This is a genomic window from Bacillus cereus group sp. BfR-BA-01381 (assembly GCF_022663555.1).
In the GTDB taxonomy this organism is placed as follows: Bacteria; Bacillota; Bacilli; order Bacillales; family Bacillaceae_G; genus Bacillus_A; species Bacillus_A pacificus.
Map to the genome: position 1 here is coordinate 24,532 of NZ_JAKUFR010000009.1, position 14,939 is coordinate 39,470.

Sequence of the window (14,939 nt, forward strand, 5' to 3'; positions counted from 1 at the left end):
ACAAAAGGAATTTTTTAATGAATTCTTTCGGGGAATACGTTAAATAAAACAGAAGCACCAACTTTAACGCTAGAGGATATAATCAATAGTGTCTATGTTAGAAGCTGCTCGATCCATTTTAAATAATGAACCGCTTCCTGACATTAAAGCTGTATCAAGCAGTAACTTTTCAGAAATACAACAAACTGTACGTTCAATTATTGAAGAGGCCCAACATACAAATACCCATCATCTCATTTTAGTATCTGGCGAGCCAGGAGCAGGTAAAACATACCTGGGTCTGACCATTGCACATGAGATGAAAAATGCAGTTTATTTATCTGGCAACGGACCATTAGTAGATGTATTACAAGATACGTTGAAAAATAGAACTTTCGTACAAGGTTTATATGGATATAAAATGGACTTTCTCGAAAAGAGAATGATTCCCAAAGAACAGATTATCATTTTTGATGAAACTCAACGGACATGGGATACAAAAGGGTCGATCAATCACTAAAAGAAATCGAAAAGCCCAAAACTTAAGTGAACCTGATATTATAATGAATATTACAACAAACAATAAACCGTGGAGTTTAACAATTGGCTTAATTAGTGAAGGACAAGAGATTTATTCTGGTGAAGAAGGCGGCCTTGCTTTATGGAATACTGCGATCGCTGGAAAAAACGTGACTGTTCACTCTAAACATCCTAATTCTATATTTACAAATACAGCACATTATAGAACACATTCTCAGCTACATTTAAACTCATCTTTCCGTGCTCATGCAGCTTTAAAATACTATGAAATTATTAATACCTTATTAGATACTAATTTTGAACAAACAAAACAGCTTATTCATAGGCTACCAAAAGAACATTATCAACTTTTTATTACGCGTGATTTAGCCAAAGCCCCACTTACTTTACATCAGCTTTATCATGATGATACAAAAACTGTTAGCGTTGTCTGTGCTGGTGGCGCTAATCGTCAAAAGGAAGCCCCTGTTTTACCAAGGGATGAACGGTATGAACGGCCTAGTAAGATCGCTCAATACTTTAACTATCCCGAATCCTAGTACTATTGTAGGGCGCTCAACTATAGCTCAACTGAATTTCAAACACAGGGACTTGAACTAGATATGACGCTTGTTCATTGGGATGATGATCTATATCTACAGAAGGGGACTTGGAAGGAACAGCACTATCAATGGGGTGTTAAAGATCCGTTCCAAATTAAGCTCTATGCATATAGAGTTATTTTAACAAGAGGTCGTGATGGAACAATTATTTACATCCCACCAAAACCGATTCTAGATGAGACTTGGAACTTATTAAAAAACGATTTGCACATTCCTGAATTGATGTTTTAGAGATTCTGAATAAAAGAAGTGTAAAAAACGTTATTCTTTCTAAAAAGATACTAGAAAGAATAACGTTTTTATGAATTTTTCGATTCAACATGAATTACAACTTTTTGCAGAAAAATCACAGCAATATTTGACAATTTCATACATAGACAATTATTCAATGGGATTATCTGTTCCTAAAAAAACTTGTACAGAACCTTTCTTAGATACTAGTAGGTTCAGAGACTAATATTGTTTTAATGGAATTAATCTCTTTTCTTTCATTAGTAGTTGGGTCAAATCCCATTAAGTTACCAATAGCTGTATCAAAATTTTCAAGAGCTACCTTTTCCGTAATTAAATTCGATAATTCTGGAAGATCTATAGCACAGGATAAAGCCTTTTCCATCATATGATGCGCTTCTCCAGTTCCAATAATTGTAATCCCTTTTGATAGTAATTCAAACGGTTTAACCTTAAACTCATAGGTATCATCAAACCCCATCGGAATAAGCCTTCCACCTTTTTCAATTAACGGATATGCCCAGTCTAGTTGATTACCTATGGCATCAAAAATTACATCGAACTTTCTTCCTTGATTAATCCGGTAGATTTCTTCTAAAGTAAGTTTTTGCGGATGATATACATATTTAGTTATTTTTCGTGCAGCTTCTGTTCTAAAGGGACCAATTTCCGTGGCAACTGTAATTCTAGAAAGTTTTCTAGCAATCATCTGAACTAATAGTCCAATCGGCCCAGACCCTAAAACTAGAACAGAGTCATCTGGTTTTATATTAGCTTTTTCTATAACGCTAAGAACACATGAAAGAGGTTCAATTAATGTTGCTCTCTCCCATTCCATTGATTCAGGTAATTTGTAAATAAATCTATCTTCTCCAACGTAATATTCTCCAAAAGTCCCATGAGCACCAATTCCTAGCTGCCATTCATCAAACTCTTCGCAATAGCATGTTAAACCTTTTCTACAGTAATAACATTTCCCACAAAACTGGGTAGGATCAATTACAACACGATCTCCCACGGTTACATTTCTAACCTCTTCTCCTACCTCCACTACGACTCCAACCGATTCATGTCCCATAACCATATTTGGAGCGGCATACATCTTCCCTTTTAATACATTTAGATCGGTCCCACAAATCCCAGTACCATAAATCTTGACTTTTACATCATTATTTTTTTGTATTTGAGGTTCTTCCACTTCTTTATATTCTAACGCTTTATTTTCAGTCCATACCAATGCCTTCATACTTTTTCACGCTCCGTTTCCAATTAATTTTCTCCAATAAATTTTGGTGTAATTCTTTGGTAGAAGCTGCTATACATGACTGCTGGTTAGTATAACTGAGATCTGTTAAAAGAGTTTCATCTAAAGAATTACCATATGCGTCAGTAATAAATACTCCTGCTTTTTTCGCTAGAAATACACTAGCAGCTATATCATATGGAAAGAGGTGTAAGACTTGGCCATTTCCTACCCTTTGAAAATCTGGTAACAAATCTGGATAATCTTTAAGAAGTCTATTCCCGATATCTACATATGCATCCATTTGACCTGTAATAATTCGTGAAATAGAATAAGATGCACTATTAAATATAAATACGCCACCATTATTTGCTGACTCATCAATTAGATGTCCATAAGCTTCAATCATTAAATTAGTAGGATGACCGTTAAATTCAAAACTCCAAAACATATTCTTAATATCTTTACCCTGACTTAAGTTTGGTAATTGGCTATTATAGCCTTCAAATTCAATGGAATTTGAAAAAATATCACTATACATGTAGTTACCTGTTTTCAGTTCCATTAAAAACGCATATTCAATATCTTTAATTTTAGAGTTGTCCTTGTATTTTGCTAAAGCAATAGAAATACAAGACATTTCAAGTCCTGCAGCTGCAGGACGTGTACCATCAATTGGATCTACAATTAAAATATATTGTGGATTTTCTCCAAAAATCTTAAGTCCACCATCTTCAGTATAGAATGCAACCGGTTCTTTCTTATCTGCTATATAATCTAGAACCGCATTTTCTGCTGCAGCATCAATATTAAACTGTGCGTCTCCACCTGGGGAATATCCATTAACCAAACGATTTTTCAAAGTTCCCTTTTGACTTTTCACCTTATCATATACGTATTTTCCTAACTCAATAATATAGGTTTTCATTTGATTTCCTCCAATAGATGAGTTAATTTATAACACAATTCTTCTGCTTCACTTAGAGTAATAGTAAGAGGTGGACGAATTTTAAAAACATTTCCGTAGCCATATCTAGACGTTCTGATAATTATGCCATGATCCATAGCACGTTTTGCAATATGATTTGTAAGCTCAACATCGGGTTCATTATTATCTTTTACTATTTCAACCCCAATCATTAAACCTACACCCCTTACATCTCCAATAAACTTAAATCTATCTTTCATTTTTTCTAAACGTTCCATTATATAATTTCCAACGACAGTCACGTTGTCCAAAAATCCAGGTCTTTGTAATATATCAATTGTGGTACATGCTGCAGCAGACGCCATTACATTGGATCCATAAGTAAAAGAGTGATGATGCCCAGGCATTCCCACATACTTCTCTTCGGTAAGAATAGCTGCAACTTGGAATCCAGTTCCACCTAAACCTTTAGCTACTGTCATCATATTCGGTTGTACATCAAAGTAATCAGCAGCAAACATCTTACCTGTCCTACCAAATCCAGTTTGTATTTCATCAAAAATTAATGCAATATCGTGTTCTTCACATAATTTTTTTAACGCTTTGAAATATCCTTTTGGTGGAACAATATTTCCTCCATTTCCTGAGATCGGCTCGACCATAATAGCTGCAACATTCCCAGTACTTGCATATTCAATAAAATCATTAATCCTCTCCACACATAGCATTCCACAAGAATCAGATTTTTGATTATAAAAACAACGCATGCAATAAGGGTCTGGGACTTGCAATCCAAAGGAAAATTGAGGTGGGAATGGTTCTCTTCGAAAAGCATTTCCTGAAAGAGCTGACATCATATATGTTTGTCCCAAATGGCTGCGGAACAAAGAAATAACATCACGTTTCCCAGTTTTGTATTGTGCCATTTTAATAGCACCTTCATTCGCTGCTGAACCACTGCTAACTTTTGGGTGTGCTCTTGTGAGATTGCTAGGAGCAATTTCAACAAGTTTCTCTGCTAATTTATTTACGGGGTCTGTTTGATAGGATGAAGTAACATGAATAAGATTATCCATTTGATTTTTTACTACGTCGATCACTTCTTTATTACTGTACCCTAAATTCAAATTGAATGTAGCTGATGCGCAGTCAAAATATTTATTTCCATTTTGATCGTAAAGGTAGATGCCTTCCCCTCTCTCCATTACAACATCGTCTACTTTGTAATACAGACTGTCAGGGTTTGTTAAACTTTTAACTTTACCATTCATTTTTACAACACTCCTATTATTTTAGTAATGTTAAAATTTGTTTGTTAGGGGCCCCACCTAACAAATAATGGATTATGACTGTATTTACTTATGCACCAAAATTTGAAAATTGTTATTAAATAACAGTCTCATAATATAATGTGAAATATCCATACTACAAGTTAAATTAAAGTAAATTATGTTGAGAAAGTAAAAAATAATGAATTTTTAGAAAAAACAAAATAAAAGGTAGTATAATTAAAAATTATTAACCTTTAAAAATTTAATTTTAAAATTAAAATTTTTTCTACATAACAATATTGGTAATATCTAGATATTAAATATTTAGTATATGCAATTGATTTAAACAATAATAAATTATTTATAAGGGGGAGAAATAGTTGTTAAAACGTTTACTTTGGATAAGCTTCTTTTCTTACATGTTAATCGCTTTTACCTTAGTCATCATTGGTGCAATGCTACCTGAGATTCTACTTCACTATAACCAAAATTATAGTAATGGTGGTTTACTCATCTTTGGTCAATTTGTTGGTTTTTTATTTGGTGTACTTAGCATGCCTATCCTAGTTAGAAAACTAGGACGTAAAAATGTTGTTCTCCTGGGTTTAATTATGATTAGTTTTGAACTTTTTTCATTTTTCCTACCAACTTGGTATTTTCTTTTTCCATTAGTCGGATTAGCAGGATTCGGGGCTGGATTAGCAGAATCTTGTATTGGCACAATCATCTTAGTTACATTTCAAGAAAAACAAGCCTCAGCAATGGGTAAACTAGAGGTTGCATTTGGATTAGGTGCACTATTCATGCCACTTTTCTCGAGCATACTTATAAGTAAGGGTATTTGGGAGTATGCATTTTTAATATTGGGGTTGAGCTCATTTTTAGTTATGATTGGATGGAAGGTATTGTCTTTTGGTGAAGTAGATGAATTTCTTATAAAGAATACCAATCCCAATACACCTATTAATAAAACAACTGGTTCTTATACTAAAAAGACGTTTTTAATCATTACATTTTCTGCGATATATTTCTTCTGTTATGGTGGGAGCGAAGTATCTATTGTTCATTTTTTACCTTCACTTTTCATGGAAGAGTGGGAAGTCCCTAATTCTCTTGCAACACTGACTGTAACTGTTTACTGGGCGGCAATGGTAATAGGGCGCGCGTTAACAGGTATTATCTCCGAAAAGCTTACCTATAACAAGTTTTTACTTTCAATTAATATCGGCGGCTTAGTTGTACTTATTTTGCTAGCCATTAGCGGTAATGTCTGGTTAGGTTTCTTTCTATGTTTCTTTCTGGGTTTATTTATGGCAGCAATGTTTGCAATTGCCTTAATTATCACAAACCTATATTTTCCTGGTCAAACAGAAAAGACAACTAGTATATTATTAGCTACAAACGGCCTAGGTGGATCATTGATCCCAATTATTATAGGACAAAGTATGGATAAGTACCCTGTCCAAATTACTTTCTGGCTATTTGCCTGTATAATGTTACTAATGCTCATATTGATAATTGGAATTCAAGTTTTAGGAAATACTCATTTATCAGTTATAAGAGAACATAAAAACAATCATGAAATTTAGATTCTAGAGTTTTGATAAAAGTATATAAAGAAGAGCAAGCATAATCGTAGATTTCCGATAAACCATATTTTATAACACCTCCGGGTTAAAAACCGCTTAGTTTTTCATTTTGAGGATATTTGCTGTTCTTAACTTGATAACGATATCGTACCTTCAGCATTTCGGAGAAAATACATGCTAAGTAAAAAAATGAGCCGTCCATATGGACAGCTCATTTACATAATTTTCATTATTGGGAGCTATTGCAAACTAATTCTACTTTGAGTAAGGTCAATCTTTGTTTTGTTTTTCTAACAGTTGAATAACTTTATCTAACTTTTGCTCAACTGAATCTTGCTTTTTGCGATTGCTAGAATATCGAATTATACGTATAATCCCCCCAAGCAAAGCACCGATGATCATTAATATAATAGCAACTCCAATATAATCAATAGAGTTTTCTAAAGGCATTATACAGGACCTCCTTTTCCCTATTTTACCATTTGAAAGAGATGATTTGTTATTTGGTTTTGGTTGTATACTCTATACATGTCAAGTTAGTATAACTTCTTCATTATCGGTACCAAGTACAAAGAGATCCTCTACTCTTAGAAAGAAACCTCCTTTTTCTTTTTGTTATTTGCGTATCCCGACTGTGACCACAAGGGAGTTATGTATCCGCGTTTTGGTATGCTTTATAATAAATATGCATAATTTCATATCTATTCTTTATATAACAATATTGAAATTTACATTTTCACCCTGTAAAATACAGGATGTTAAATAAATACCTAAGGGGTTGTTAATATGAAAAAATTCATGAGCATGTTAGCTATGTGTTTTGCACTAACACTAGCATTTTTACCATCTATTTCAAAAGCGGATTCTTCTCCACTACGAAGTGTAAGCATTAGTGCTATAGGTGATAATAACAAAATGTATAGTGCAAGCTCTTACTTATCTATTCCTGTTCTTAAGGGCGATTACCTTTATGTGAAAGTGAGTGAAGTAGGCACACCGGATTCATATTCAGAAGCTTTAACTGTTAATGGTATTAGATATGCAGGAAGTTCTTTAGACGAAGTCAGTTCTTATACTGGTCCATTCGGATCTGAAAAAACATTTAGATTACGTATCAAAGATTCGTACATCTTCTCAAACACATCAAATTCAACAAACACTATAGCTTTTGAAGCTAGAGTTCCTTTCTCAATGCAAGTATTATCTAAAAGTATATCGGTTCATGTAGAATAATTTATAACATTATTATTAAATAAAAAATACATCCCTATAAGGATGTATTTTTTATTTAATAGAAACATAATTTGAACTTACCGTTATAGAAAAAGGGGCACCATAAAAATGGTGAACTTAATATTGTTCAAAGTTACTTGTACTTATCTCCCAATTAATTGTGCAATGTCCCCTTTTCATCTACTAAGTTCCTTTACAAAAGAATAGAAACTAAAAAAGAAATAGAAATGAACCTTTTTTATTATTTTGTTCATCTTTTTTCGTTTTAGGAGGAATTTTATCTTTTGGCTGGGTAACAATGTAGAGGGATGCTAAATTTAAAAATCCCTGTAGTTACTGCATACTAGCAACACCCTTTTTGAAATTTAGGTTACTGCGATGTATAATTATCAAAAAACATAAGGAATTATATATATGAATAACATAAAAATAACAGCTGAGGTTCTGAGTATAGGGCTACAAATTGGTTTATTTTCAAAAACTGAAGTAATTGATTGGGCTGATCATACAATCGAAACATTAGATAGTCCTTCAATTGAAATTATAGAAGTTTCTCTATCTAGTAATGATAAGTTGATTGACATCGTACCTAAATTAAAAAATATAAAAGGAACGTATGATAAAAAATTACCCATAAAAATAATATTGGGACTGTTATGGGATAAATTTATTCTAAATGAAGAAAATGTATTGAAAATAAAACCATTTATATTTAATTTGATACATAATAATTGCTGTGAGGAATTCAGTTATGTAGATGAACAGCTATATAACTTTAATGAGGAAATTAATTTAGCCGCAGATAATATATATGGGAATCTAGAAGATATTAGTCAAGAATTAAAAAGCTTTTTATCTCCTTATAAAGACTTTAGTAAATACTTTAGTTTTTGGGGATAAAGGGCCAGGAAAGCTGCAAAGCTAGCGTAAAGCGCTAAATTCCCTCAAGGCATCTAAAAAGCTGAACAATTATTTAATATTCCTATACTATTCAACTTACAACAAAATACATCGTAAAATATATTTTACGATGTATTATAAAAGCGAAATCGTCATCAGTTTTCTAATCTATATATTTATGAGGAGCTTTACCATTCACGATAAACTCTTCAATTTTGGTACCGTTCTTTTAATCGAATACTATACGTCTTAAACATACAGTATACAAATCATTACACTTACTTTTCTTCACCGCTTGCTTGCATGGAATTAAACGTCCAATTTAATTTCAATGCATCTCCCTGAAATACATTTTGGTCTTCACCACTATCTACAAATGTGAACATTACATAAAAGGTATCATCATCACCAGGAGCAAGTCCATTTCCTTCTCGATCTACAATACCTTTCTTTACAAGATCAGGAATACTTCCATTTTGCGTAGCTACCTTTAATTCAGATAGTGTAGTAGACCAAATTGGAACCTCATTTTTATCCAAATTCCACAAGAAATCCACACGGATATGATCACCAAAATCAGCATTTCCATTATCCCCTTTCGCATCGATTACATTGTAATCTGTCAGGAGTTTCACATCTCCTATTGCTAAGGTTCCTTTGTTAACTAATTGAAAACCGCGCTCCATTTCATCACCTGGTTTCAGATTGTCGACATTAATAACAACTTCAGGATTCACACTCAAATCTAAAGTACCCGCTGCAAACGTGTTTTGTGATACTTCCTTATCACTAAAATACGCATATGTTCCCCCACCAATTAAAGATAAGCCCAGCGCTGCAGTTATAACACCCATACCAAGTTTTTTCTTCATGCTCATTTCACAAGTCCCCCTATTTTTAAAGTTCAAACTACAATCCTTATTTCCATCCCACAAACAAAAATCATTAAGCAACTACCTTGTTCCATAACGAAAGTAAATACACTTTAAACTAGTTACTTCATGTACCCCAACGACTATTACTTTTAAAATAACCGGTAATGTTACCGTATATCATTACCGGTTATTTGTTAGCCAATCTCATTTCATTTACTATTCATTGTCTGATTACTTTATTTACTCTAGAAGTTTTTCCACTTATTTTTTGGGTTCTAAACCGATAGATCGTAAGATTTTATCTAACGTCACTGGCCCTACATTTTCTTTCGGTTTCTGATTTTCTTTGGCATCTGGACCTTTTTTCAAGAAGTTTTTCTCAATAAAACGAATATCCGTTTCATCTACAACACCATCTTGGTTTATATCTCCATCTTTTACAGATACTTTTCCTTTTCCATATGATAGAGCTACTATTCTAGCATCTTGAATATCCACCATTTTATCTCCATTTACATCACCTGCAAGGTTATCATCCATGTCCGCTCTAAAGTTTTGTCCCACTAATTCTCCATCCTGCATTTTCCCTATTTTTGTTGTTAATTTACTATTTAAATGACCTGGCATTTCTACAAAAATATCATATTCTTTATCACTTACTGGAACACTATGAATTTCAAATTGTCCGTTATCACTAATCGTTCCTGAATATTTCTTTCCATCCTTGCCAACTGTGTACACTTTTGCTCCTAGTTTTGTATAGTCTTTCTTACCTAAATACCCCTCTTCATTCAAGAAAGCTTCCGGACCAATATATCCTGTAACCGTTGAATGTTTCGAAACAATAGCAAAAGATTTATCTTTAAATACAGGAATCTCATTTCCCTCTGTTGCACCAACTTTTGTATAAGAGAACTTATCTACTCCAAATGCAGTTAAATCATTAAAGTATTCATCACTCGTCATCTCGAATGTAACATCTAAAAATGGTGTATCTCCATCTAATCCTTTAAATTCTTTTCCTTCCAATGACGCGCCAACTTTCACCTTGTTTTCCCAAGCTCCTTCTTCACTTACCTTCGAATCTTCTAATTTAAGATTCAGTCCATGTTGTTTTACATATTCCGTAAGTGCTGGATTTGGTTTCACATCCGTAAATTTAAAGAGCTGCTTGTAATAAGGAATTTCAAATGTACCTGACATAAGCTGTTTTACATTATTGAGATTCAAAGTTAACGTAATTTTTTCACCTAATTTTATTTTCTCTTTGTCATAACTTGGAACAGCGTATTCTGTCCCTTCCTTTACAAAGACGTAATCTTTATATCCAGTTGCCATATTCCCTGCAGTTGCAAGATCATATCCAAATAATTTTAAATTTAACGGCTCGTTTATTTCCTCTGGAAGTACCCCAAATTTAAAATCACCATTTGCTTGAATTGTATTCAACCAGCCTGATGGGAAGGCTGAGTTTTGATAATATACAATTTGATTCGCTTTTTGATCATACTTCAAGCCTTTTGCTTTTAATGCATCTACTGTAGAATCATAAATATTACCATGCACCCATAATGCACGCTGGCCGTCTTCTTCTTTAAACATAGAATCATTGACTTCGTGTATACCAGCTTGTACATCCTTAAATTTCATTTCAGGTATTACATTATCAATGATAATGCTATCGCCTTTCGTATAAGATTTTCCTTCTTTATCATATCCAACGAAGTTCAATTCGTAATCTCCATCAGGCAACATAACAGGTTTATCCGCAATTGGATGAGCTGGATCTCCTGTGAATGGAAGTACATAGCCTCCCATTCCAGAAAACATCATATATTCAACATTCGGTGTTAGACTACTTGCATTAAGTGTACCAACGACTCCTAATGCCTTCCCTGTCTTTCTGTCCTTTACAACTGCATCAATGGTTTCAAGAGGGCTATTTAATTTAAATGTCAACGGCGAACTTGGTCTTTCCATAAATGGATGGAATTTCGAAGCATCTGTTGCCATTGCATCTCTCAGTAAATCTACAGACGCAATCCCTTTTTCTGTGAATTTAACTGCAAATGGTACTTGATATACTTCTTTTTCATTGTTTTTATTTGAAATATGAATATAGCCCTCATATCTACCAAATTCAGCGTTTTCTGAAATAATAATTTCAGGGCTAATTTCCTCTGATGCACCAGGAGCTACTTTAATAGAATCTGGTACATTTAGCTTCACACCATTCTTCGCTGCATCTTGCACACCTACACTTGTAGGTGAAAACTCTACTTCTAATTTAAACTCTTTCCCATCAGTTTTACTGCTATTCTTAATTAAGACTTTTCGACTATCTTTAATAGGCCCATTTTCAAGTTGATTTTTATACCCAAATGCAATAGAGCCTGTTTTTTCTTCAATTTCTACTTCTTCATCATCTACAACGTTTGATGTTTTATCGATAACCTCTATAGATGTATCTGCATGAACTGCACGATATGCATCAATTCGCCCTGAGCCCACCTCAAATACAGAACGCTCTTCTTTTAAGTCAACTGCGGTATTCATAAGTGCTTCTTTTACTTCAAATGGACTATAGTTTGGATGTTCTTGTAAAATGAGTGCCGCTACCCCTGCAGTATGAGGAGTTGCCATTGATGTACCTGACATACGTCCATATGCTACCGGATAATTTTCTCCATCTTTTGGATCATTAATATATTCAGGAACAGTTGAAAAAATAGACACACCTGGTGCTACAATATCCGGCTTAATATCATCTGTTTTAGTTGCAGGACCACGGGAGCTGAAATCAGCCAAGTGATCTCCCTCTGTTTTTATACTACTAAGTTCTCCAAATGCTAACGACACATCTCCTTGTACAGCTTTTGCTTGTAATTTCTCACCATCTACTTTTGTTAAGCGGAACGATGGAATAGATGAAGTACTTTCCCCAAGATAACTTGTAATTTCCCCATCTAGATTGTTGTATACGATTACCGCCTTCGCGCCTGCTTCCTTAGCATTTTTAATTTTTTCATCAAATGTAATCTCACCGCGTTGGATAAGAGCTAACTTCCCTTTTACATCTATCCCTGTAAAATCACCTGATTTCCCAAGCCCTCCATATACAACCGATAAGGATTGTCCTTTCAAATCTTCAATCTTATCAGTAAAGCTTTTTCCGAGTAGCATCATCTTATCTACATGTACATCACCTGCATCGGCGGAAAACGTTGGGATATTCATTGCAGCGTCACTGGCTCCAACTGTAATTGGAAGTGCCGCTGCACTAGGTGATCCAATGGTACCTTCTCCCGGACCACTATTACCAGCTGCTACTACTGTAACAACACCAGCTAACATCGCATTGTTCACTGCGACAGAGGTAGGATATAAAGGATCATTAATAGATGCCCCTAGTGATAAATTGATAACATCCATATCGTCTTTCACTGCTTTATCAATCGCAGCAAGAATACCACTTGTTTGTCCACTTCCATATGGACCTAATACGCGATATGAATATAAATCTACATCTGGAGCAACGCCCTTCACTGCATAATCCACACTATTCTGTTTGTCTGCAGCAATTGTCCCAGCTACATGCGTACCATGGGATGTATAATATGCACTTCCCTCATAAATCTCAGGATATCCTCCAGAATTTTGCCAATCCTTATACGTTGTCTCCATTGGATCAGCATCATTATTCACAAAGTCCCATCCTTTTATGGAGTTTGGATCTATTTTACTTGGATCTTCACCTTGTTTTGCACGATACCCTTTATATGCATCTTTTAAATCCGGGTGGTTGTAATCAATACCTGTGTCCAGTACGCCTACCTTAATACCTTTACCTGTTATTTTTTCATCATGTAGCTTGTCCACACCAATTTGTGGTACACTATCTGCCATTTTCGGTTCAACAGCAGTCTTAGCTGTTTCTTTCGGCAAATCAATTTTAACCTCATGATCTTCCCATACGCGCTTAACAATACCGGTACGAACTAAGTCTTCGATCATATTTGCTGGTAAAGAAATCGCTACACCATTAAAAACATTCTTATATTCTCTTGTTATCTTTACAGATTTTACATTTGTCCCTTTCTCTTTATTCTTTTGAAGCTGTTCAAGCTCTGCTTTAAACCCTTTATGTGATGCTTCTACCTTTTGTTCCGCATTTGAAAGAGCTACCTTTTTCCCTTTAGCCGCTTGTTTTAATACTTCAATTTTGCTAGGTGCTTGCTTAAATTCTATAATCACATTCACATTATTAGGACTTGCTGTATTGATACCTGGCGAAATAACAAAACCTGGTTTTGTATCTAACGTTTTTAAGGCATTACGTTGTTCCTTTGTAAGGCCTTTTAAGATAGCATTTGCATCATCAATTCCAGTTAAAGTAGATGTATTTACCTCTTCCGCTAATACGTTATATGGAATTCCTTGAGACAATAACATTCCAACTGTTAACGTTCCAATAAGAATCTTTCCAAATTTCCCTCGTTTCATATTGCATCTCCCCATTATACATATTATTTTTGAAACAAATTGATTCTTACATTCCTACTTAGTATTGGAAAATCTATTAATCTTAATCTTTTGTATCATGAAAGATTTCCAACACTACTACCATCCCCATACCTCATATAGCTAACCACTCACTTTACTCTTTCTATAAGAGCCCCCCATCATTTATTCCCAATAAAAGATTTTCACAAAATGAAATATTAATAAAGTTAAAATGTAATTCTATTTTCATTATTTCACATTTTGATTATTCTGAAAATTGAACAAAAGGAGTATCTTTTCTCTAAGGATTCTATGCCTACATAGTACAAAAGAACTACCTTGTCCTTTATTCTTTGTGATACAGAATAAAGCGACACGATAGTTCTTTGATATATTTCTTATTTAATCTAGCGGAACCAATTGATTTCGTACTGCATAAATCACTGCTTGCGATCGACTTTTTACATTTAGTTTTTTAAAAATTTTATTGATGTGTATTTTAACTGTTTTATCACTAATATATAAAACTTCAGCAATTTCTTTATTACTAAGTCCTTTTACTAGTTCAAAGAGAATTTCCTTTTCACGCTCCGTCAGTTCATTTTCATTTGATTCTACTTTCATTTTTTGCTGATGATATGTAATTAATTTTTTAGTCATACGCGGATGAATAACTGAATCACCTCGGTATAACATTCGAATTGCTGCTACTACCTGATCTGATGATGAATCCTTCAATAAATAACCATCAGCACCGGCCTGGAGTGCATCCATTAAATACTCGTCATGTTCATACATTGTAAACACAAGTACACGGCAACTCGGATATTTTTTTTTCACTAACTCTGTAGCTTCAATCCCATTTTTCCCTGGAAGATTAATATCCATCAAAATACAATCTGGTCGGCACTCTTCTACCTTTCCCAATACTCCATCCCCAGAGCTAGCTTCTCCAACCACTTTCATATCAGATTCATCCTCTAGTATGCTCCTAATTGCATCCCGTAAAAAAGCATGATCATCTACTACTAATATTTTAATCATT

At 34.1% G+C, this 14,939-nt stretch carries 10 protein-coding genes and 1 pseudogene; 4 read left to right on the plus strand and 7 right to left on the minus strand.

Translation table 11 applies throughout. The annotated features are described in order from the left end of the window. Positions 1–39: 39 nt before the first annotated feature. Positions 40–1,352: pseudogene (locus MR079_RS04935) on the plus strand (DNA/RNA helicase domain-containing protein); the annotation flags it as partial. A gap of 199 nt (positions 1,353–1,551) precedes the next feature. Here the strand turns inward: MR079_RS04935 and MR079_RS04940 are convergent. Genes MR079_RS04940 through MR079_RS04950 form a run of 3 tightly spaced genes read right to left on the minus strand, consistent with a single transcriptional unit; the run spans position 1,552 to position 4,794 of the window. Then, positions 1,552–2,598, minus strand: a complete 1,047-nt coding sequence (locus MR079_RS04940) for a zinc-dependent alcohol dehydrogenase (protein WP_242293650.1) — start codon at positions 2,596–2,598, stop codon at positions 1,552–1,554. Further along, entirely contained in the window at positions 2,576–3,523 is a 948-nt protein-coding gene (locus MR079_RS04945; RefSeq protein WP_242293651.1) for an inositol monophosphatase family protein, read from the minus strand. The genes MR079_RS04940 and MR079_RS04945 overlap by 23 nt, the downstream gene beginning before the upstream one ends. Continuing rightward, entirely contained in the window at positions 3,520–4,794 is a 1,275-nt protein-coding gene (locus MR079_RS04950) for an aspartate aminotransferase family protein (protein ID WP_139869133.1), read from the minus strand. Before MR079_RS04950 ends, MR079_RS04945 begins: the two co-directional genes overlap by 4 nt. Before the next feature lie 380 nt (positions 4,795–5,174). On the opposite strand from MR079_RS04950, the gene MR079_RS04955 reads away from it, so the two are divergent. Beyond that, a complete protein-coding gene (locus MR079_RS04955) occupies positions 5,175–6,383 on the plus strand; it encodes an MFS transporter (protein ID WP_242293652.1) in 1,209 nt (402 codons plus the stop codon). A gap of 270 nt (positions 6,384–6,653) precedes the next feature. On the opposite strand, the gene MR079_RS04960 is transcribed toward MR079_RS04955, so the two are convergent. Continuing rightward, positions 6,654–6,833, minus strand: coding sequence for a DUF4083 family protein (locus tag MR079_RS04960; protein WP_242293653.1), 180 nt, complete (start codon positions 6,831–6,833; stop codon positions 6,654–6,656). Between the two features lie 336 nt (positions 6,834–7,169). Between MR079_RS04960 and MR079_RS04965 the strand changes: the two genes are divergently transcribed. Next, positions 7,170–7,616, plus strand: a complete 447-nt coding sequence (locus tag MR079_RS04965; RefSeq protein WP_048554419.1) for a hypothetical protein — start codon at positions 7,170–7,172, stop codon at positions 7,614–7,616. Positions 7,617–8,030: 414 nt separating this feature from the next. Continuing rightward, positions 8,031–8,516: a hypothetical protein gene (locus MR079_RS04970; RefSeq protein ID WP_048554417.1), complete on the plus strand. Its 486-nt coding sequence runs from the start codon at positions 8,031–8,033 to the stop codon at positions 8,514–8,516. 278 nt (positions 8,517–8,794) lie between these two features. Here the strand turns inward: MR079_RS04970 and MR079_RS04975 are convergent, their stop codons facing one another. The 3 genes from MR079_RS04975 to MR079_RS04985 all read right to left on the minus strand — a co-directional run bounded on the left by MR079_RS04975 (position 8,795) and on the right by MR079_RS04985 (position 14,938). Beyond that, positions 8,795–9,394 (minus strand): TasA family protein, encoded by a 600-nt coding sequence (locus MR079_RS04975; protein ID WP_000061950.1) that lies wholly within the window; start codon positions 9,392–9,394, stop codon positions 8,795–8,797. 258 nt (positions 9,395–9,652) lie between these two features. Further along, positions 9,653–13,894: a S8 family serine peptidase gene (locus MR079_RS04980; RefSeq protein ID WP_242293654.1), complete on the minus strand. Its 4,242-nt coding sequence runs from the start codon at positions 13,892–13,894 to the stop codon at positions 9,653–9,655. A 402-nt stretch (positions 13,895–14,296) separates the two neighbouring features. Next, positions 14,297–14,938 carry a response regulator gene (locus MR079_RS04985; protein WP_016100091.1) on the minus strand — a complete coding sequence of 214 codons (642 nt, stop codon included), beginning with the start codon at positions 14,936–14,938 and terminating at the stop codon, positions 14,297–14,299. Between the last annotated feature and the right edge of the window lies 1 nt (position 14,939).

What these genes read in the sequence shown, in the direction of transcription:
- MR079_RS04985 (WP_016100091.1), bottom strand. Translation starts at nt 14,938, where the DNA reads ATGATTAAAATATTAGTAGTAGATGATCATGCTTTTTTACGGGATGCA.
- MR079_RS04970 (WP_048554417.1), top strand. Translation starts at nt 8,031, where the DNA reads ATGAATAACATAAAAATAACAGCTGAGGTTCTGAGTATAGGGCTACAA.
- MR079_RS04945 (WP_242293651.1), bottom strand. Translation starts at nt 3,523, where the DNA reads ATGAAAACCTATATTATTGAGTTAGGAAAATACGTATATGATAAGGTG.
- MR079_RS04965 (WP_048554419.1), top strand. Translation starts at nt 7,170, where the DNA reads ATGAAAAAATTCATGAGCATGTTAGCTATGTGTTTTGCACTAACACTA.
- MR079_RS04960 (WP_242293653.1), bottom strand. Translation starts at nt 6,833, where the DNA reads ATGCCTTTAGAAAACTCTATTGATTATATTGGAGTTGCTATTATATTA.
- MR079_RS04940 (WP_242293650.1), bottom strand. Translation starts at nt 2,598, where the DNA reads ATGAAGGCATTGGTATGGACTGAAAATAAAGCGTTAGAATATAAAGAA.
- MR079_RS04980 (WP_242293654.1), bottom strand. Translation starts at nt 13,894, where the DNA reads ATGAAACGAGGGAAATTTGGAAAGATTCTTATTGGAACGTTAACAGTT.
- MR079_RS04950 (WP_139869133.1), bottom strand. Translation starts at nt 4,794, where the DNA reads ATGAATGGTAAAGTTAAAAGTTTAACAAACCCTGACAGTCTGTATTAC.
- MR079_RS04975 (WP_000061950.1), bottom strand. Translation starts at nt 9,394, where the DNA reads ATGAGCATGAAGAAAAAACTTGGTATGGGTGTTATAACTGCAGCGCTG.